The organism is Synechococcus sp. HJ21-Hayes, from assembly GCF_024345835.1.
Taxonomy (GTDB): Bacteria; Cyanobacteriota; Cyanobacteriia; order PCC-6307; family Cyanobiaceae; genus Vulcanococcus.
Map to the genome: position 1 here is coordinate 16878 of NZ_JAGQBW010000022.1, position 17453 is coordinate 34330.

Genomic DNA, 17453 nt, shown 5'->3' on the forward strand with positions numbered 1-17453 from the left:
CCGTGCGTCTCCATAGAGTCGTGGCCACCTAGGGAGTTACAGGGTGCGCGTCGCCATCGTTGGTTCGGGGCTGGCCGGGTTGGCGGCGGCAGTGGATCTCGTGGATGCCGGCCACCAGGTGGATCTCTATGAGGCGCGGCCCTTCATGGGCGGCAAGGTGGGCAGCTGGGTGGATGAGGGTGGCAACCACATTGAGATGGGGCTGCATGTCTTCTTCTTCAACTACGCCAACCTCTTCGCCCTGCTGCGCAAGGTGGGGGCCATCGACAACCTGCTGCCCAAGGACCACACCCACCTGTTCGTGAACAGCGGCGGTGATCTGCGGGAGCTGGATTTCCGCTTCGCCCTCGGTGCCCCCTTCAACGGCTTGAAGGCCTTCTTCACCACGCCCCAGCTCGATTGGGTCGACAAGCTGCGCAATGCCCTGGCCCTCGGCACCAGCCCGATCGTGCGGGGCCTGATCGACTACGAGGGCGCCATGAAGGTGATCCGCGAGCTCGATCGCATCAGCTTCCAGGACTGGTTCCTGGGCCATGGCGGCAGCCTGCAGAGCATCCAGCGGATGTGGAATCCGATCGCCTATGCCCTGGGCTTCATTGATTGCGAGGCGATCTCGGCCCGCTGCATGCTCACCATCTTCATGATGTTTGCGTCCAAAACCGAGGCCTCCAAGCTCAACCTGCTCAAGGGTTCGCCCCACCGCTGGCTCACTGGTCCGATCCTCGACTACGTGACCGCCCGGGGCGGCCAGCTGCACCTGCGCCACCGCGTCACCGAGATTCACTACGAGGAACCGGCCACCGGCGCCGGCAATCCCGAACCCCGCGTCACTGGCCTCACCCTCGGCACCCCCGAGGGCGATCGCCGGGTGGAGGCCGATGCCTATCTGGCCGCCTGCGATGTGCCCGGCATCCAGCGCATGATCCCCCAGGCCTGGCGGCGCTACAGCCTGTTCGAGAACCTCTACCAACTCGAGGCGGTGCCCGTGGCCACCGTGCAGCTCCGCTACGACGGCTGGGTAACGGAATTGGGCGATTCCCCCCAGGCCCAAGCCGCCCGCGGCGATCTGAGTCGTCCCGCCGGGCTCGACAACCTGCTCTACACCGCGGACGCCGATTTCAGTTGTTTTGCCGATCTGGCCTTGGCCAGCCCCGAGGACTACCGGAAGGAGGGCCTTGGCTCACTGCTGCAGTGTGTGCTCACCCCGGGCGATCCCTGGATCTCCCAGAAAACCGAAGCCATCGTGGCCGCCACCGATGCCCAGGTGCGGCGGCTCTTCCCCTCCGCCGCCGGCCTCACCCTGGTGTGGAGCAACGTGGTGAAGCTGGCCCAGTCGCTCTATCGCGAAGCCCCGGGCATGGAGCCGTACCGGCCGGACCAGCGCACACCGGTGCCCAATTTCTTTTTGGCCGGTAGTTACACCAAGCAGGACTACATCGATTCCATGGAAGGCGCCACCATGAGTGGAAGGTTGGCCGCTGCGGCGATCCTTGGCCGCCAGGCCGAGCTCGCCAGCAATGCCGCCACTGGTCACTGAAGGAGCGATTCATGGGCCGTTGGCTCGAGCACAGCGTGATCACCGAGATCGAGGCCCCGGCTGAGCGGGTGTGGACGGTGTGGAGTGATCTGGAGGCCATGCCCCGCTGGATGCAGTGGATCGAGTCGGTGAAGGTGGCCCCCAACGATCCAGACCTCACCGATTGGACCCTTGCGGCCCAGGGCTTTCGCTTCCACTGGAAGGCTCGCATCACCCAGCGGGTGGAGGCCCAGCAGCTGCACTGGGAGTCGGTGGGGGGGCTGCCCACGAAGGGGGCCGTGCGCTTCTACCCCCAGGGCGAGGGGCTCACGGCCGTGAAGCTCACCGTGAGTTACGAGCTGCCAGGGGTGTTGGCGCCGTTGATGGAACCCACCATCCTGGGGGGCATCGTGACCAAGGAACTCCAGGCCAACCTTGACCGTTTCAGGGATCTGGTTCAAAGCGGCTATGGCCAGGGCTAGATCAGCCTTGCTGGCGCTGGCCGCCAGCACCTTGGCTACCAGTTGTGCCGGCCCATCGGAGGATGGGGCCACCGTGTTGCCACCCTCGCCCCCGCCAGCCCGATCGGGATCGGTACCAGCTGCCACCCAGCCGGTGCCCACAGCTGGCTTCACGCCCCTGCCCACGCCCCAGCAGGTGGTGGCCCCCCTGGCCACCGGGCGGCCCGATCCCTTTGCTCCGCTGGCGCCAGCGCGGCAGGCCTTGGCGGCGGCGGACCTGCCCGAGGGGCTGCGGTTCACCGGTGTGATCCGTTCCGGCGGCCATGCCCAAGCGCTGATTCAGCTCAAGGATCAAAGCGGCCCCGTGTGCGTGGGGCCGCGGGGCTATTGCCCGGGCGCCGGCCTGCCCGCCTTGCTGCCGCCCGGCTGGAGTGTCACCAGTATCGATGTGCAGAATGGCCGCCTGGACCTCAGGCAGGGGAGTCAGCGGCGGATTCTGAGCCTGTGAGCAGGGCACTGCAGGCGACCACCAGCCCGTTGAGGTCGTAGGGGTTGGCTTCGGCATCGAGGCGTCCCAGCACCTCGCGGCAGGCCCGGCTGGTTTGCGGGCCGATGGACACCACCGCAACCCCTTCCAGTCGCTCCCGCCACGCTGATCCGAACTGCCGCTCCAGCAGGAGGGCCGTGTGGCGCGCGGTCTTGCCGCTGCTGAAGGTGATGGCATCCACCCCACCGGCTACCAGGGCGGCGGCCGCTGCTTCGGGCAGTGCCGCTGGGCAGCGGGATTCGTAGGCCGCCACCTCCACCACCCGCGCTCCGGCTTCGCCAAAGGCCTCCGCCAGCAGGGTGCGCCCGCCGCTCTGCACCCGGGGCAGCAGCAGCCTCAGGCCCCAGCCCGACACCGGGAAGTGTTCGATCAGGCTGTCGGCCACGAAATCCGGTGGCACGAAATCCGCCGGCGCCCCCAGGGCCTCCAGCCGGTTGGCGGTCTTGCGGCCCACGGCGGCGATCTTCAGCGAGGCGGGCCGGCGGGCCAGGCAGCGGCCCTGCCGCTGCAGCCGCTCTTCCACCGCATCCACCCCGTTGCTGCTGGACACCACCAGCCAGTGGAACTCCTCCAGTTCCGCCAGGGCGTCGTCGAGGGGGCCCCATTCATCCGGCGGACCAATCACCAGGGCGGGCAGGTCCAGCACCCTGGCGCCCGCTTGCTCGAACAGGCGCCTGGCCTCCCCGAGCTGCTGTTCGGCGCGGGTCACCGCAATGGTGCGGCCCTGGAGGGGGAGCATCGCCGGGCTGGGCATTCAGGCGGCCTCCAGCTTCACCAGTGCGCCGGCCTGCTGCCGCAGCTGGGTGGCCTCGCTGTCGCGTCCCTGCTCCAGCAGCAGGCCGATCGCCTGGCGGAAGCTGCTGCGGGCACCCTCGATGTCGCCGCCCAGCAGCAGAGCCACCGCCAGGTTCTGGTGGGTCTCGGCATGGTTGGGGCTCAGCCTGCGGGCTTCGCGGTAGGCCTCGAGGGCTCCGCCGATGTCGCCCTGCCGCCGGCGGATCAGCCCCAGGTTGTACCAGCCGAGGCCCACCTCGGGGGCGATGGCCGTGGCCCTGCGGCAAAGTTCTTCGGCCTCCGGCAGGGCACCCTGCTGGAGCAGCAGGGCCGCCAGGTTCAGGCGGGCCGCCAGGCTCAGCCGTGGGGCCATCGGCATGGCCAGGGCCTCGCGGTAGCGGTTCACGGCGGCAGCGGGATCGCCACTGGCCTCGGCGATGGCTAGATGCAGCAGCAGCTCGTAGCGCTCGGGATGGGCCGCGGCAGGGCAGTGCTGCAGGCCCCGCTGCAGCAGCTCCAGCCCTCGCGCGCTGTTGCCCTCCGCCACCTCCAGGCTGCCCAGCTTGGCGCAGGCGTAAGCGTCGTTTGGGCGCTCCAGCAGCTCGGCCTCCATGGCCTCCCGCAGTCGCTGCGCCTTGTGGCCCTGGGCCAGAAGCTCCGGCCGGTATCCGTCGTGGATCAGAGCCGGTTCCGGACAGTCGGCAATGCGCCAGTGGGGTTCGTGTTGCAGCAGCTCCGCCACGCTGTCGTCCACCATTGCGTGGTAGAGCCGGCTCCAGTGGATGGCTGGATGGCGGCGGAACAGCCGGCTCACATTGGAATAGGGCGATTGCACGGCCCCCTGCTCATGGCGCAGCAGGTTGATCACTAGCACGTCCGGTTGCGCCATCAGGGCCCGCAGCGGTTGCCAGGCCTGCGGCAGCAGCTGTTCATCGGCATCCAGCACCAGCACCCAGTCGCCTTTGAGCCACGTGAGCGCCTGGTTGCGAGCTGGGGCGAAGTCGCCTGGCCAGGGGATCCGGTGCACTAGGGCGCCTTGGACCTCGGCGATCGCCACCGTGTTGTCCACCGAGCCGGTGTCCACCACCACCATCTCGTCCACGAAGCCACGCACCGAAGCCAGGCAGGCCTCGAGCCGCTGGGCCTCGTCGCGCACGATCATCGACAGGCTGAGCATGGCGGTGAACCCTTGATCAGGGCTGAGGCTAGGGGGCGCGTTGGCGTGCTCAGTCGGTGAAGCCTCCCTCCAGGGCCGCGGCCTCCAGGCCCAGCTGCTCCAGCAGCAGTGCCTGGGCTAAAGGCATTTGGCCGGGGCTGTAGCCGGCGGGGATCTCCGCCGGCAGCAGGGGCTGGAGCTGCTGCCACACGTAGGGGCTGCCATACACCGCCAGCCCCGCCAGTCGGCCCGCAGCCAGTAGTTGCTGCACCACTGCCGGCCAGGGCTCGTCGCCGCCGGCACTGCCCCGGAAGGGGTTGCCCCGCACGAACAGCTGCAGCAGCACGGGCCCCTGGGGCAGGCGATGCAGGGCCAGGGGTGCCAGAGCATCGCCGCTCCAGGGGCTGGGGCTGCGGCCATCGATCAGGCAGGTCTCGTAGCCCGCTGCCGCTGGTCGCAGCAGGGCCGGGGCCATGGCGGGCAGCTGTGGGCAGTTCAGCTGGGTGTCTAGGCGGATCAGATTCACGCCGCTTGCGCTGGTTGGTAGCGCTCCGCGGGGTTCCGGCTGCCGCTGGTGTTCCAGGCTGAGCACCACCAACTCCCGAGCCAGCTGCTGCTCCTCGGTGCTCACCAGCCCATCCAGGGCCTCTTGGGCGCTGGCTGGGGCGCTTTGGGTGCTGGCCAGGGCCCGCTGGCGCCGCTCCAGGCTCTGGTTCAGCCGTTGGCGGGAGATGAGCCCCGCTTCGACGGCCGCCACCAGGCCATCGATCGCCGCATCGGCATCGGCGGGCATCAGGATCAGGTCGGCCCCCGCGGTGAAGGCCAGCACAGCCGCGTCTGCCGGTCCGTGGTGGCGGCTGATCGCCTCCATCACCAGGGCGTCGGTGACCACCAGGCCGTTGAAGCCCAGGTGGCGGCGCAGCAGCTGATTCAGCACCGGCGCCGAGAGCGTGGCCGGCTGTTCGGTATCCAGGGCCGGCAGCTGCAGGTGGGCAGTCATCACCGAGGCCACACCGGCGGCGATGGCTTGGCGGAAGGGGGGCAGCTCCACGGCCTCCAGCCGTTCACGGCTGTGGGGCAGCACGGGCAATTCCAGGTGGGAATCGCTGCTGGTGTCGCCATGGCCGGGGAAGTGCTTGGCACAGGCCAACACCCCCTCGGCCTGGCAGCCCTGCACAAAGGCGGCGGCTAGGGCCCCGGCGCAGGCGGGATCTTCGCCCCAGGCCCGCACATTGATCACTGGGTTGGCGGGGTTGTTGTTCACATCGCACACGGGCCCCAGCACCCAGTTCAGCCCCAGCCGCCTGGCCTGACGGCCGGTGCACTGTCCGTACTGGCGTGCCAGCTGCACGGCTCGATCGGGATCCTGCCCATGCAGCCGCCCCAGGGCCAGGGGCGGCACCAGCCAGCTGGTGCCCTCAAAGCGCTGGCCCACCCCCTCTTCCACGTCGGCGCAGATCAGCAGGGGCTGCGGCGCCCAGCTCTGCAGGGCATCGGTGCGCAGCCGTAGCTCGGCGGCACTGCCCCCCAGCAGGATCACCCCGCCCACGCCGTCGGTTAGCAGCCGCTGCAGGTGGGCATTGGTGAGTTCCCAGCGGGGATAACGGCGCTGGCTATCACTCCAGTGGCCACTGCCGCGCACCACTAGCAGGCTGGCCACCTGGCGCCGCAGGTCGGACCTGGAGAGCTCAGTCGGCATCGGCTCCTTCGAGGACATCACTGCCCTCCGGGATCTCGCCCCGTTCCTGCCGCTGTTCCTCCAAGCGGTTCAGCAGCCCCAGCACTGTGGTGCCCTTCTCAATGCCGCGGTCGAGATGGAAGATCACCTCGGGGGTGCGGCGCATGTTCAGGCGCCGACTCAGCTCGCCCTTCACGTAGTTAGAAGCCGAGCGCAGCCCCGCCAGGGCCTGCTGCTGGTCGTCGGGGTTGCCATAGATGCTCACGTAGATCTTGCAGTGCTGCAGATCACCGGCCACCTCCACGTTGGTGACGCTCACCATGCCGAGGCTGACGCGTTCATCCTTGATGCCGTTCACCAGCAGCTCGCTCACTTCGCGGCGAATCAGGGCTGCCACCCGCTCGACGCGCCTGCCCTGTGCCATCTCTATGCGATCGGTGCTGGGCTCACCATGGCACGCAGGATCAGCCCCATGCTCAGCATGCCGCTCACCAGGGCTCCGATCAGGGCCACGGCGGTCACCGGGTTGCTGCGGCGCTGGGCCAGGGGCTCCACCACCGAGTTGAGCACGCCCAGTCCGAAGGCAATCAGGTAACGCGGGTAGCGCGTCACGTTCACGAAGAAGTCCCGCATGGGGCGAGCGGCGTTGGTCGGAAGGTGCTGGCTACTCTGCCGCCAAAGGCTCTGCCCTGCCGATGCTGGCGCTTCATCAGTTCCGCCACTCCGCCTTCTGCGAGAAGGTCCGCCTGGTGTTGGCGGTGAAACAGCTCGCCTATGAGGTGGTGGAGGTGACCCCGGGGCTGGGGCAACTCGAGCTGTTCCGGCTCTCCGGCCAGCGCCAGGTGCCCGTGCTGGTGGATGGCGCGGAGGTGATTGCCGACTCCACGGCCATTGCGGCCTACCTGGAGGCCAAGGTGCCGGAGCCCGCTCTGCTGCCGGCAGATCCAGGCCAGCGGGCCCAGGTGCTGCTGCTGGAGGACTGGGCGGATACGGCCCTGGCCGCTGGAGCTCGGCTGGCCCTGGTGCAGGCCGCGGCCGCCGATGCGGTGTTGCGGGGCGCCCTGTTGCCCCAGGCCACCCCCACGGCCCTGCGTTCCCTCGTGGACGCCCTGCCCAGCGGGCTGCTCTCGGGAGTGAGTCAGGTGATCGACCATGGCGGCCTGCAGCAGCTGCGCTGCAACCTCGAGCAGCTCACCGCGTTGGTGGGGAGCCGTAGCTACCTGGTGGGTGAGTGCCTCAGCCTGGCGGATCTCGCGGTGGCGGCGCAGTTGTCGTTGCTCCAGTTCCCTGTCTCGGCAGGGGCCCCCCTGGTGGGACGCGGCGTGGCCGGCATCGCCGACGATCCCCAGTTGACGCCGCTCTTTGCCTGGCGCGATCGCATCGCCGCGGAGGCCGGGCGGGGCTAGTTGGGTAGGCGCTCCAGGATCAGGGTGCCCTGCCAGCTGCTGCGGCTCCTGGCCTTGAGTCCCTCGGCTGGGGAGGCATAGCTGCCCTGCCACTGCTCGGCGGCGATCTGCCCTGGATTCAGCTGCTGATAGCGGCTCAGGGTTTCCACCCGACTCACCCTGGGGTCCCCGGGGCCATGTAGCACCTGCAGGGCCAGTTCATCGGACAGAAAGGTGTCGCCGCTGGTGGCGCTGGTGCGCCGGCCTACCACCGTGGATTCCAGCTGCTGATCCCCGGCCAGCAGGGCCAGCTGCCGATTGGGATTGAGCGGGTCGTTCTGCACGCTCAGCAGCCGATCCCCCAGCAGGGCCCGGCCGATGGCGCTGGCATTGAAGGCGCGATCGCCCACCACAGCCCCCTGGTCATTGCGCTGGAATCGCACCGTGTAGCTGATGTCTGCCTGATGGCCGCTGAGGTCGTGACTGCTCACCTGCCAGGTGCCTTCAAACCAGGCGGGGTAGTTCAGATCGTGGTTGCCGGGCCTTGGTAGCGGTGCCGGCAGGCTCCAGGCGGGCCACTGGACCAGCCGCTGCTCCAGGGGGTCTGAGCTGGCGGCGTGGAGCGGCGCTGGGGCCAATCCCAGCAGCATCAGCACCAGCACCACGGAGAGCAGCAGCCTGGCTGATCGGTGCTGGAGTGGCGGCATACGCGCGGGGGTCCATGGCAGGCTGCGGCAATCCTGGCGTGGCGGCTCAGCACGTGTCCGATCCCTTGATCCGCGAGCTCGATCACTATGTGGTGCTGGAACCCGGCGTGGCTGAGCAATTGCTCACGGCGCTCGAAACCCGCCATTGGCTGATGGCCCAGCTGGAGCGCCTACAGGAGGTTCCCGCCGACCTGGCCCATCTGCCTGGCCCCGCAGAGCGGGCCGAGCGCTTGCTGGAAACCGCCTGTGAGCTGGAGCTGGAGCCGGGTGTGGCGATCCAGTGGTTCGCCATCCGGTTGGAGCCGCCAGAATCCTGACGGCCGCACCCTGGCTTCAGTTGATTGAGGAGCCGATCTCGCCGGCTTCATCGCACACATGGAATGGCCCTTTGGGGGGCTGGGTGCGCTCCTTGAGGATGCTGGGCAGCGCTTCGAGCAGTTGCTGGGCCACCAGCTCCGGAGCCCGGCCGTCCTGCTGTAAGTGCAGATCGGCCTGGGCGTAGAGGGGGCGGCGTTCCGCCAGTAGTGCCTCCAGGCGCTCGGCGGGCTTCGGGCTCGCCATCAGCGGCCGCGATGTGGGGTCAGCGGCCAGCCGCTGCAGCAGCAGTTCGTTCGGGGCATCCAGCCAGATCACCACCCCCTGCCGCAGCTGGCCCCAGTTCTGCGGGCGTGTCACCACGCCTCCACCGGTTGCCACCACGAGGGAGTGCCAGGAGGCGATCTGGTTGAGCACGGCGGCCTCCAGGTCGCGGAAGCCCGGCTCACCATCGCTGGCGAAAATCTCCGCAATGCTGCGCCCTGCCGCCTGCTCCAGGGTGCTGTCGGCGTCGATGAAGCGGTAGCCCAGGGCCTCGGCCAGGTGACGACCGGCGGTGCTCTTGCCGCTGCCCATCATTCCCACCAGGTAGAGATTCAGCCCCTCGAGGCGCTGGCGCAGGTTGCCGGGGGTGAACTCCACCATGACAGAGAGCAACGTTCGTAGGATGTTGCCTCACGATTTGCGCTGCCATGACCCCGCCCGTGATGGCGGCGCCCCCGGCGAACCCGGCGCCCGCCACAGGTCTTCGCCCCCATGGGCAAGGCCGCCCTTGTGTGATCACCCGCCGAGCCACCTTCAGCGCCAGCCACCGCTACTGGTTGCCCGAGCTCAGTGCGGAGGAGAACCAGGCGCGCTTTGGTGCCTGCACCATTGCCCCAGGCCATGGCCACAACTATGAGTTGATCGTGGCCATGGGCGGTGGCCTCGATGCCGATGGGATGGTGCTCAATCTCTCGGATGTGAAGCACGCCATCCGCGACCAGGTGACCGGCCAGCTCGACTTCCGCTGCCTCAATGAGGCCTGGCCTGAGTTCGACCTCAGTCGCCCTGAAGGCACGCTTCCTACCACTGAGGCCCTGGTGCATGCCATCTGGACTCGCCTCGCCCCGCATCTGCCCTTGATGGGCCTGCGTCTCTACGAAACCGACAAGCTCTGGGCCGACGTTGTCGGCGATTCCATGGAAGCCTTCCTCACCATCCGCACCCATTTCGCTGCCGCCCATCGCCTCGCCCGGCCCGAGCTGAGCCAGGAGCAGAACGACAGCATCTATGGCAAGTGCGCCCGGCCCCACGGCCACGGCCACAACTACCTGCTGGATGTCACTGTGCGCGGCTCCATCGATCCCCGCACCGGAATGGTGTGTGATTTGGCGGCTCTGCAGCACCTAGTGGACGACTTGGTGGTGGAGCCCTTTGACCACACCTTCCTCAACAAGGACGTGGAGCACTTCGCCACCACCGTGCCCACCGCCGAGAACATTGCGCTTCACATTGCGGATCTCCTGAGTGAGCCGGTCGCGGCGGCCGGGGCCGCGCTGCATAAGGTGCGCCTGCAGGAGAGCCCCAATAACGCCGCCGAGGTGTTTGCCGAAGTGCCCCAGCTGGGCATGAGGCCCCACGCCCTCGAAGCCCTTGCTGGGGCCTGAGGTCAGGCTGGTCCTGGCGGTGAGCCTGGATGGTCGCCTCGCCCCGGCCCATGGGGGCCCCGCCCAGCTGGGCGGTCGCGGCGATCGCCGGGCCCTGGAAGAGGCTTTGTGCTGGGCCGATGGCTGTCTGATCGGTGGGCGCACCCTGCGCCTGCATCGCACCACCTGTCTGATTCGTGATGCCGATCTGCTCGGGCAACGGCAGCGGGCTGGTTTGCCGCCCCAGCCGATGGCGGTGGTGGTGAGCCGGCATGGCCATTTTGATCCGGCCCTGCCCTTCTTCTCCCAACCCTTGCGGCGCGGCCTGCTGCTCTCCGGGGCTGCTGCCGCTGCAGGCACTCCTCCAGGCTTTGGTCTCCACTGGCCTCTGGAGGCTTGGCCCCAAACCCTGGGGCAACTGCAGGCGGCAGGTTTGCAGCGGCTGGTGCTGTTGGGCGGCGCCCACCTGGCCGGTCAGCTGTTGGCGGCGGGTGTGGTTCAGGAGTTGCAGCTCACCCTGTGCCCGCAAGTGCTGGCGGGGCCCCACAGCTGGGTGCCGGAGCGGGCGATGCCGCCAGTCCCAACCGGCTGGCAGTTGCTGGAGCACCGGGCGATCGGGGATGGCGAGCTGCTGCTGCGTTATGGGAGCCCTACAGCGCCCCCGTCAAGGCCGGATCCTTGCGAAAGCGCTTGCTGAGCTCCTCTAGGGGCACGTCCTTGAGGCTGTCCGGCGCCAGGCCGAGCAGCCGGGCGGCGCAGCGCTTGATCACCACGGTGCTGTCGTTGCCAAGCTGCCCCCTCAGCAAGTCCTGCATCACGGCAAAACTGCGGCCACTGCGTTCGGTTTCTTCGATCAGGCAGCGGCTGGTGGGCCCCGCCAGCTGGCGGCAGGGTTGTTCAAGGCTGCGTCGCAGCTCCTCACTGCCTCCGCCCGCCCAGGCTTGGCATTCCCGGGCCAGGCGGTTTTCCAGTTGGGGCTGCATTAGGCCCAGCAGCGGCCCCAGCAGCCCCGCCTGAACCGCGCCGGCCTGCAGGCTCAGCACCAAGCCGGAAACGCCCGTTAGCGTTGCCGTCCACCGGCACGTCGCACCGTTATGGCCGAGCCCCAGGGGCAACTGGAGGCCCGCTGGCACCGTGCGATCGCGGAGATTCCTGAGGCTCAATGGCAGGCCCTCACCGCTGCATCGCCACTTCCGTTTTACTCGTGGCGCTGGCTGCATGGGCTTGAGGCTTCCGGCAGCATTGCTCCCCGCGAGGGTTGGCAGCCCATGCACCTCGGCCTCTGGCGGGGGGAGCAGCTCCTGGCGGTGGCTCCCCTCTATCTCAAGGGCCACAGCTACGGCGAGTTCGTCTTTGATCAATCCTTCGGGCAATTGGCGGGCCATCTGGGGCTCCGCTACTACCCCAAGCTGCTGGGCATGAGCCCGGTGAGTCCGATCGTGGGCTACCGCTTCCATGTGGCCCCCGGGCAGAACGAGGCGGCTCTCACGGCCGTGATGCTCGAACTGATCGATCAGTTTTGCCGTGAGCACAGCATCCTCAGCTGCAACTTTCTCTACGTGGATCCGGCCTGGAGGCCCTTGGCTGAGGCGGCGGGCTGTGCCACCTGGCTGAATCAGCAGAGCCTTTGGACCAACAACGGCTACCGCCATTTCGACGACTACCTCGCCAGCTTTAACGCCAACCAGCGCCGCAACATCAAACGGGAGCGCAAAGCTGTGGCGGCGGCGGGGCTCACGGTGACGCCTGTGGTGGGGGAGGAGATCCCTGAGGGGCTCCTGCTGCGCATGCACGGCTTCTACGAGCAGCACTGCAGCCGCTGGGGGCCCTGGGGCAGCAAATACCTCACCGAAGACTTCTTTCACTACGCCGCCAGGGAGCTGCGCCGGCATCTGGTGCTGTTCAGCGCCCACCGCGGCGATCCTCTGGACCCCGTGGCGATGTCCCTGTGTGTGCACACCCACCAGGGCCTATGGGGGCGTTACTGGGGCAGTGATGAGGAGATCGAGAACCTCCATTTCGAGGTTTGCTACTACGCGCCGATCGCCTGGGCGATTGGCCGCGGCATCCAACACTTCGATCCTGGGGCCGGCGGGAGCCACAAGCGCCGCCGCGGCTTCATCGCTCGCCCCCACGCCAGCCTGCACCGCTGGCAGCATCCCCGCTTCGATGCGATTGTGCGCCGCTGGCTGCCTGAAGCCAATGCCCAGCAGCTGGAGGAGATCGAGGTGATCAATGCGGAGCTGCCCTTCACGGCCGCGCCCCTGAGCCTGCAGGACCTCACCTGACCCGGCTGGAGCTCTGCAAAGGCCGGCCTCTGGCTTCTTACCATCGGCTGATGGTTGTATCCCCCTCCACCTTCAGCTCAGAGCAGCGTCGGCTGCTGGATGAGCAGCTCTCTCAGCGCTTCATTGGCCTGGATCCCTCCGGCTATTTCCTGATCAAGCTGGATCGCCAGGCCGGCGAGCTGATTGCTGAGCATTACGGCAACGGCATCGATGACCGGGGCTTGGCCACCGACCCTGACACCGGCGAGGTGATCAGCTGCAAGGGGGGAGGTCCGCGGAAACCCCTCGCCATCTACCGAGGCCGGTCGGCGAAGGAAATTGGCATGGCTCTCACGGAAGGCGTGGGGCCCTTCCCCCTGAGTTGCCTCGATCACGCCCTCTACCTAGGCCGCGAACTGCAGAAAGCCGAGCGCTGCCTCGATGACGGCAGCGATTACGTGCAGGACTGAATCGCCCGCTGGAACTCAGACGGGTTGCAGTTCCCGCGTGGAGGCGGCCATGGTCGGTGGCGGTTCGGGGGGCAGGGCCGCCAGCTGATCCTTGATTTCTCGGGTCACCACACTGCGGTACTCCTGGAAGTGCTCGTTGTGGGCGAGGGTCACCAGGAACTGCTCGAGGTTCGCGGGGTTGCGCCGGGCGATCTTCGCCAGGGCTTTCCAGAAGCGTAGCCGGGTGTCTCGCTTGAGCCCCTGGCGCCATACCACGGTGGTGAGGGCCCGCACGTCGGTGAGGCTTGGCAGGCTCGACTTGTCCGAGGCCTCGGGCTTGAAGAAGGCCCGCCACCGGGGCTTGCCCATCTTCAAGTAGTAGTGAGTGACCCGATCGATGTAGGCGTTCGGTTCATACAGGCGGCAGAACGCGTCGACGTACTCATTGGCGATGTCACGGATCGGCCGGGTCGGTACGAAATTGAGCAGGTTGGTTTGGTTCACGCCCTTGGCGTCAGCCTTTTCCTGTACCAGGCGCCCTTCCTTTTCAAGGCGATGCCATAGCCCGGTGTTCGGCAGGGCCTGCAGCATCCCCATCATGGCCGCGGGGATGCCTGTGCGACTCACAAAACGCACGATGCGATCGCCGGCGCCTGTTTTTTCGCCGTCAAAACCGATGATGAAGCCAGCCATCACCCGAATGCCATAGGAGGTGATCCGGTCCACGGATTCCTCGAGGGAGCTGCGGGTGTTCTGGTGTTTGCCGGCCACCGACAGGCTCGCTTCATCTGGAGTTTCGATGCCAAGGAACACGGCCTCGAAACGGGCTTCTCCCATCATTTGCATCATCTCGTCGTCGGACGCGAGATCCACGGAGGCCTCCGTGGTGAAGCTGAAGGGATAGCCACGCTCGATCTGCCACTGCTTGATGGCTGGCAGCAGCAGCTTGGCGTTGCGCTTGTTGCCGATGAAGTTGTCATCCACTAGGAAGATGGCGCGCCTCCAGCCCAAGTCGTAGAGGGCCTGGAGTTCGGCCACCAGTTGTTCGGGGGTCTTGGTGCGCGGCTTGCGGCCGTAGAGAACGATGATGTCGCAGAACTCGCACTGGAAAGGGCACCCCCGCGAGAACTGCACGCTCATCGAGTCGTAGGCCTCGAGCTGCAGCAAGTCGAAGCGGGGTACAGGGGTGGATGTCACATCCGGCTTTTCGCCGTTGGAGCTGAAGCGGCCGCTGACATCCCCGCGCTCGATTGCCTCGATGAACATCGGGAGGGTGATCTCACCCTCATCGAGGATCTTGAAATCCGCGAGGTCGAGCTCAGGGGCATCGGGGGTGGAGCTAGCGAAGGGGCCTCCCACCGCAACGGGCAGATGGCGCTGCTTCGCCTCCGCGATCTGCACGGCCATGTCGGCCTTCTGCACGATCATCCCCGAGATCACCACCAGTTCGGCCCAATCCCACTCGGCCTCGGTAACCTCACGCACGTTGCGATCCACCAGCTTCATGTCCCACTGCTGGGGGAGCAGGCCGGCCACGGTTACGAGCCCCAGGGGAGGGAGCAGTACCTTGCGGTTCACCAGCTCGAGGATCTTCTCGTAGCTCCAGAAGGTCTTCGGGAACTCGGGATAGATGAAGAGGGTGCGCATGCCGATCGCGGTGGGTTCGTCCTGACGGGTTGCGTGGGAGCGGCACGGCCCTGGATGGGGGAACCGTAGTCGTTACGGAAGCCTAGGCCTGTTGTGCCTGAGCTTGCCGGCTTTCTGCTCTAATACCCACTTCATCTTGTGTTCCAGCCATGGGCCCCGTGATCTATCTGGCACTGGTGGGTGCTGGTCTGGTTGCCGCAGCTTCCATCTCCTTCGTGCTGCGCGGCGTCAAGCTGATCTGAGGCAGATCTGGCTCAGGTGTGCACCACCGGCGGCTGGGCGTTAGCCCAGCTGCATTTCCCGTTTGTTCGCTAGCTCCCAGGCTCCCAGGGCGAGGCCCAGGCTTCCGAGCAACCCGAAGCAACCCCATACCCCCATCTGGATGGTGAGTCCAGCGGCGGCTAAACCGCTGATACCACCGCCACCCAGGAAAGCGATTTGCCCCAGGCCGGCCATACGCCCCCGCAGCACCTGGGGTGCATGCACCTGAATGATCAGATTGGTGCCTGAGAGCAGGCAGGCCGTGCCGGCGCCGATCAGGAACGCCATGGCCAGCCCCCAGGCCTGCGGCCACTGCAGGGCTAATCCCAGTTGGGCCAGGGCTGTCAGCACGGTGCTCACCCCCAGCAACACACCGGGCTGCCGGCTGAGCACAGCGGCCCGCCGCTGCAGCACCACTCCGCCGGTGATGCTGCCGGCTGCAACCACGCTGGTGAACAGGCCCAGGGCCATCGGGCTTGGGCCCAGCAGTTCGGCGGCCATCAGCGGCGCCAGGCCGGGATGGAAGAAGCCCACAAGGCAGGCCAGGGCTGTGAATACCAGTACATGGCGCAGATCGGCACCGCAATTGCGCCAGGCCGTCGCCAGGCTGGCGGCCTGGCCTTTCTCGCTGCGTTGCTCCCGTTCCCGGTAGGGGGCCATCAGCCACAGCAAGCTGGCGATGGGCACCAGATAGGTGGCTGCATCCAGGGCGAGAGCCAGGGCTGGGCCGGTGGCGGCCAGCAGGAAGCCCCCCAGGGGCGGCCCCACCAGCTTGCCCACGTTGAAGATCACCGAGAAGCTGGTGAGATAAGGCCCGAGCTGCTCGGGTTCCTCCACCAGCAGGGCCACGTACTTGTTGCGGGCTGTGAGTTCGTAGGCGCTAGCCGTGCCAATGCCCAGGGTGCTGAGTAGGAGCAGGCCGTCCTGTACCCGGCCTGCGCTGATGGGGATGGCGATCGCCCCCAGCACGGCGGCGGCGAACAGGGCCCACTGGGCCCGGATCAGCACCCGCTCACTGCCCACCCGGTCGGTCAGTACGCCTGCAGGCCCACTCACCGCCAGGGTGGGCAGGGTGAGCAGGGCGAAGTGCAGGGCCAATAGCAGCGGATTGCCGGCCCCCTCCATCAGGAGCCACCCCTTGGCCGTGAGGCCGGCGAACGACCCGGCCGTGCTCAGGCCTGAGGCCAGCAGGAACGTGGAGCGCTGGTGGTGGGTGAGTTTGCGCCGTAGCCGCTGCAGGGCCTGAATCAAGCGCCCGTCCGCCGGCCCGCGAGGGCATCGCCCACCATGGCCTTAGCCCCCACCACCTCACCGATCAGGTCGTAGGTGTCGGCGGCGGTGATGCGCACGGGCACGAGGGTGCCTGGGGCGGCGCAGAGGCCGCCAACGCCGGGCTTCACCCGCACCTCGCCATCCACCTCCGGGGCATAGCGGGCACATCGGCCCAGCATCTCGCCTGTGCTCGGGTTCTCCTGTTCGATCAGCACATCCACGATGCGCCCCACCCAGGTGCCATTGCGCTCGGCGGCGATCGGTTGCTGCAGGGCCATCAGCCTGTCCTTGCGTTCGGCGGCCACCTCCGCCGGCACCTGATTCGGCAGGTCTGCCGCAGCGGTTCCCTCCTCAGCAGAGAAGGTGAACACGCCCACGTGGTCGAAGTGTTGCTCCGCCACAAAATCCAGCAGGTGTTGGAAGTGTTCCTCGGTTTCGCCCGGGAAGCCCACGATGAAGGTGGTTCGCAGCACGGCCTCGGGGAGCTGCTCGCGGATGCGCTGCAGCAGGCCCGAGGTCACATCTGCCTGCCAGGGGCGGTTCATGGCCCGCAGCACGTCGGGGTGGCTGTGCTGCAGGGGCAGATCCAGATAGGGCAGCACATTGGGCACCTCTCGGTAGGCCGCCAGCACCTCGGGCGTCAGCCCGGTGGGGTAGGCGTAGTGCACCCGAATCCAGGGGATCTCCACCTCCCCTAGGGCCCGCAGCAGTTGGGCCAGCTGGGGTTTGCCATAGAGATCCAGGCCGTAGTTGGTGGTGATCTGGCTGATCAGTACCAGTTCCTGCACCCCCTGGGCGGCCAGCTGCTGCGCCTCGGCCACGATGCTCTCAATGGTGCGGGAGCGCTGGTCGCCCCGCAGTTTGGGAATGATGCAGAAGGCGCAGCGGTAGTCGCAGCCCTCGGCCACCTTCAGATAGGCCACGGCCTCGGAGGTGGTGCGGTAGCGAGGCAGGTGCTCATCGCCAACGAAGGTGGGGTTGGCACTCACCTGGTTCACCCGTTCGCCGGCTTCCACCCGCTCCAGCACGCTCACGATGTGCTGGTAGTCGCCGGTGCCCACGATGGCCTTGGCCTCCGGTAGGGATTCGAGAAGTTCCTCCTGGAAGTGCTGGGCCAGGCAGCCGGCAATGATCAGTTCCTTGCCTTGTTCCGCTAGCTCCACCAGGGTTCGCACCGATTCCTCCCGCGCGTCCTGAATGAAGCTGCAGGTGTTCACCACCACCACGCTGGCCTCGCTCTCGTCGGCACTCACCCCGTAGCCGGCCTGGGCCAGCAGGCCGAGCATGTGCTCGGTGTCCACCCGGTTCTTCTCGCAGCCGAGGTGGGCGAAAGCAACCGTCTTGCGGGGCGCTGCGGTGCTGGGTGGGGTCTGGGTCATGGGATCGGGCT

Annotated in this window: 21 protein-coding genes; 10 read left to right on the top strand and 11 right to left on the bottom strand. The window is 67.4% G+C overall.

Annotation, left to right across the window (positions count from 1 at the left end):
* The first annotated feature begins 43 nt into the window (after window positions 1-43).
* The 3 genes from zds (at window position 44) to KBZ14_RS14065 (ending at window position 2485) form a co-directional block, all read left to right on the top strand.
* On the top strand, window positions 44-1537 hold the full coding sequence (zds, locus tag KBZ14_RS14055) for a 9,9'-di-cis-zeta-carotene desaturase (protein ID WP_255118972.1): 1494 nt from the start codon (window positions 44-46) through the stop codon (window positions 1535-1537).
* Between the two features lie 11 nt (window positions 1538-1548).
* Window positions 1549-1998: an SRPBCC family protein gene (locus tag KBZ14_RS14060; protein ID WP_255118973.1), complete on the top strand. Its 450-nt coding sequence runs from the start codon at window positions 1549-1551 to the stop codon at window positions 1996-1998.
* Between the two features lie 133 nt (window positions 1999-2131).
* The gene (locus tag KBZ14_RS14065; protein WP_255118974.1) at window positions 2132-2485 is read left to right on the top strand and encodes a hypothetical protein; all 354 of its coding nucleotides are present in this window, start codon (window positions 2132-2134) and stop codon (window positions 2483-2485) included.
* Here KBZ14_RS14065 and KBZ14_RS14070 read toward each other — a convergent pair.
* Genes KBZ14_RS14070 through KBZ14_RS14090 form a run of 5 tightly spaced genes read right to left on the bottom strand, consistent with a single transcriptional unit; the run spans window position 2448 to window position 6765 of the window.
* On the bottom strand, window positions 2448-3278 hold the full coding sequence (locus KBZ14_RS14070) for a uroporphyrinogen-III synthase (protein WP_255118975.1): 831 nt from the start codon (window positions 3276-3278) through the stop codon (window positions 2448-2450). The two genes, KBZ14_RS14065 and KBZ14_RS14070, sit on opposite strands and share 38 nt — an antisense overlap.
* Entirely contained in the window at window positions 3279-4475 is a 1197-nt protein-coding gene (locus KBZ14_RS14075) for a glycosyltransferase (protein WP_255118976.1), read from the bottom strand.
* A gap of 49 nt (window positions 4476-4524) precedes the next feature.
* Window positions 4525-6153 carry a glycoside hydrolase family 3 N-terminal domain-containing protein gene (locus KBZ14_RS14080; protein ID WP_255118977.1) on the bottom strand — a complete coding sequence of 543 codons (1629 nt, stop codon included), beginning with the start codon at window positions 6151-6153 and terminating at the stop codon, window positions 4525-4527.
* Window positions 6143-6556, bottom strand: coding sequence for a 30S ribosome-binding factor RbfA (rbfA, locus tag KBZ14_RS14085; protein WP_255118978.1), 414 nt, complete (start codon window positions 6554-6556; stop codon window positions 6143-6145). Before rbfA ends, KBZ14_RS14080 begins: the two co-directional genes overlap by 11 nt.
* 2 nt (window positions 6557-6558) lie before the next feature.
* The gene (locus KBZ14_RS14090; protein WP_255118979.1) at window positions 6559-6765 is read right to left on the bottom strand and encodes a DUF751 family protein; all 207 of its coding nucleotides are present in this window, start codon (window positions 6763-6765) and stop codon (window positions 6559-6561) included.
* Between the two features lie 62 nt (window positions 6766-6827).
* On the opposite strand from KBZ14_RS14090, the gene KBZ14_RS14095 reads away from it, so the two are divergent.
* On the top strand, window positions 6828-7538 hold the full coding sequence (locus KBZ14_RS14095) for a glutathione S-transferase family protein (protein WP_255118980.1): 711 nt from the start codon (window positions 6828-6830) through the stop codon (window positions 7536-7538).
* Here the strand turns inward: KBZ14_RS14095 and KBZ14_RS14100 are convergent.
* Window positions 7535-8224, bottom strand: coding sequence for a DUF6816 family protein (locus tag KBZ14_RS14100; protein ID WP_255118981.1), 690 nt, complete (start codon window positions 8222-8224; stop codon window positions 7535-7537). The genes KBZ14_RS14095 and KBZ14_RS14100 overlap by 4 nt on opposite strands.
* A 53-nt stretch (window positions 8225-8277) precedes the next feature.
* Between KBZ14_RS14100 and KBZ14_RS14105 the strand changes: the two genes are divergently transcribed.
* Window positions 8278-8541, top strand: coding sequence for a CRR7 family NDH-1 assembly protein (locus KBZ14_RS14105; RefSeq protein WP_255118982.1), 264 nt, complete (start codon window positions 8278-8280; stop codon window positions 8539-8541).
* A 16-nt stretch (window positions 8542-8557) separates the two neighbouring features.
* On the opposite strand, the gene KBZ14_RS14110 is transcribed toward KBZ14_RS14105, so the two are convergent.
* Window positions 8558-9184, bottom strand: coding sequence for a shikimate kinase (locus tag KBZ14_RS14110; protein ID WP_255118983.1), 627 nt, complete (start codon window positions 9182-9184; stop codon window positions 8558-8560).
* 62 nt (window positions 9185-9246) lie between these two features.
* On the opposite strand from KBZ14_RS14110, the gene KBZ14_RS14115 reads away from it, so the two are divergent.
* Both KBZ14_RS14115 and KBZ14_RS14120 read left to right on the top strand, forming a co-directional pair.
* Complete coding sequence (locus tag KBZ14_RS14115; RefSeq protein WP_255118998.1) at window positions 9247-10188, top strand: 6-carboxytetrahydropterin synthase; 942 nt, start codon at window positions 9247-9249, stop codon at window positions 10186-10188.
* Complete coding sequence (locus KBZ14_RS14120) at window positions 10175-10864, top strand: RibD family protein (protein WP_255118984.1); 690 nt, start codon at window positions 10175-10177, stop codon at window positions 10862-10864. The genes KBZ14_RS14115 and KBZ14_RS14120 overlap by 14 nt, the downstream gene beginning before the upstream one ends.
* Here KBZ14_RS14120 and KBZ14_RS14125 read toward each other — a convergent pair.
* Window positions 10818-11210, bottom strand: a complete 393-nt coding sequence (locus tag KBZ14_RS14125) for a hypothetical protein (protein WP_255118999.1) — start codon at window positions 11208-11210, stop codon at window positions 10818-10820. The two genes, KBZ14_RS14120 and KBZ14_RS14125, sit on opposite strands and share 47 nt — an antisense overlap.
* 51 nt (window positions 11211-11261) lie before the next feature.
* On the opposite strand from KBZ14_RS14125, the gene KBZ14_RS14130 reads away from it, so the two are divergent.
* Both KBZ14_RS14130 and KBZ14_RS14135 read left to right on the top strand, forming a co-directional pair.
* Window positions 11262-12455 carry a GNAT family N-acetyltransferase gene (locus KBZ14_RS14130; protein ID WP_255118985.1) on the top strand — a complete coding sequence of 398 codons (1194 nt, stop codon included), beginning with the start codon at window positions 11262-11264 and terminating at the stop codon, window positions 12453-12455.
* Window positions 12456-12505: 50 nt separating this feature from the next.
* Window positions 12506-12904: a DUF4346 domain-containing protein gene (locus KBZ14_RS14135; protein WP_255118986.1), complete on the top strand. Its 399-nt coding sequence runs from the start codon at window positions 12506-12508 to the stop codon at window positions 12902-12904.
* Between the two features lie 15 nt (window positions 12905-12919).
* Here KBZ14_RS14135 and KBZ14_RS14140 read toward each other — a convergent pair whose 3' ends face one another.
* Window positions 12920-14530 carry a B12-binding domain-containing radical SAM protein gene (locus KBZ14_RS14140; RefSeq protein WP_255118987.1) on the bottom strand — a complete coding sequence of 537 codons (1611 nt, stop codon included), beginning with the start codon at window positions 14528-14530 and terminating at the stop codon, window positions 12920-12922.
* A gap of 149 nt (window positions 14531-14679) precedes the next feature.
* Between KBZ14_RS14140 and petL the strand changes: the two genes are divergently transcribed.
* Complete coding sequence (petL, locus tag KBZ14_RS14145; RefSeq protein ID WP_255118988.1) at window positions 14680-14772, top strand: cytochrome b6-f complex subunit PetL; 93 nt, start codon at window positions 14680-14682, stop codon at window positions 14770-14772.
* A gap of 40 nt (window positions 14773-14812) precedes the next feature.
* Here petL and KBZ14_RS14150 read toward each other — a convergent pair whose 3' ends face one another.
* Both KBZ14_RS14150 and rimO read right to left on the bottom strand, forming a co-directional pair.
* Window positions 14813-16042 carry an MFS transporter gene (locus KBZ14_RS14150; protein ID WP_255118989.1) on the bottom strand — a complete coding sequence of 410 codons (1230 nt, stop codon included), beginning with the start codon at window positions 16040-16042 and terminating at the stop codon, window positions 14813-14815.
* The gene (rimO, locus tag KBZ14_RS14155) at window positions 16039-17442 is read right to left on the bottom strand and encodes a 30S ribosomal protein S12 methylthiotransferase RimO (protein ID WP_255118990.1); all 1404 of its coding nucleotides are present in this window, start codon (window positions 17440-17442) and stop codon (window positions 16039-16041) included. The genes KBZ14_RS14150 and rimO overlap by 4 nt, the downstream gene beginning before the upstream one ends.
* Between the last annotated feature and the right edge of the window lie 11 nt (window positions 17443-17453).

Excerpts from the sequence above, each read along its gene's own strand:
- KBZ14_RS14090 (WP_255118979.1), bottom strand. The coding sequence starts at position 6,765 with ATGCGGGACTTCTTCGTGAACGTGACGCGCTACCCGCGTTACCTGATT.
- KBZ14_RS14060 (WP_255118973.1), top strand. The coding sequence starts at position 1,549 with ATGGGCCGTTGGCTCGAGCACAGCGTGATCACCGAGATCGAGGCCCCG.
- KBZ14_RS14140 (WP_255118987.1), bottom strand. The coding sequence starts at position 14,530 with ATGCGCACCCTCTTCATCTATCCCGAGTTCCCGAAGACCTTCTGGAGC.
- KBZ14_RS14075 (WP_255118976.1), bottom strand. The coding sequence starts at position 4,475 with ATGCTCAGCCTGTCGATGATCGTGCGCGACGAGGCCCAGCGGCTCGAG.
- petL (WP_255118988.1), top strand. The coding sequence starts at position 14,680 with ATGGGCCCCGTGATCTATCTGGCACTGGTGGGTGCTGGTCTGGTTGCC.
- KBZ14_RS14130 (WP_255118985.1), top strand. The coding sequence starts at position 11,262 with ATGGCCGAGCCCCAGGGGCAACTGGAGGCCCGCTGGCACCGTGCGATC.
- KBZ14_RS14080 (WP_255118977.1), bottom strand. The coding sequence starts at position 6,153 with ATGCCGACTGAGCTCTCCAGGTCCGACCTGCGGCGCCAGGTGGCCAGC.
- KBZ14_RS14100 (WP_255118981.1), bottom strand. The coding sequence starts at position 8,224 with ATGCCGCCACTCCAGCACCGATCAGCCAGGCTGCTGCTCTCCGTGGTG.
- KBZ14_RS14070 (WP_255118975.1), bottom strand. The coding sequence starts at position 3,278 with ATGCCCAGCCCGGCGATGCTCCCCCTCCAGGGCCGCACCATTGCGGTG.
- KBZ14_RS14115 (WP_255118998.1), top strand. The coding sequence starts at position 9,247 with ATGGCGGCGCCCCCGGCGAACCCGGCGCCCGCCACAGGTCTTCGCCCC.
- KBZ14_RS14110 (WP_255118983.1), bottom strand. The coding sequence starts at position 9,184 with ATGGTGGAGTTCACCCCCGGCAACCTGCGCCAGCGCCTCGAGGGGCTG.
- KBZ14_RS14135 (WP_255118986.1), top strand. The coding sequence starts at position 12,506 with ATGGTTGTATCCCCCTCCACCTTCAGCTCAGAGCAGCGTCGGCTGCTG.
- KBZ14_RS14095 (WP_255118980.1), top strand. The coding sequence starts at position 6,828 with ATGCTGGCGCTTCATCAGTTCCGCCACTCCGCCTTCTGCGAGAAGGTC.
- rimO (WP_255118990.1), bottom strand. The coding sequence starts at position 17,442 with ATGACCCAGACCCCACCCAGCACCGCAGCGCCCCGCAAGACGGTTGCT.
- rbfA (WP_255118978.1), bottom strand. The coding sequence starts at position 6,556 with ATGGCACAGGGCAGGCGCGTCGAGCGGGTGGCAGCCCTGATTCGCCGC.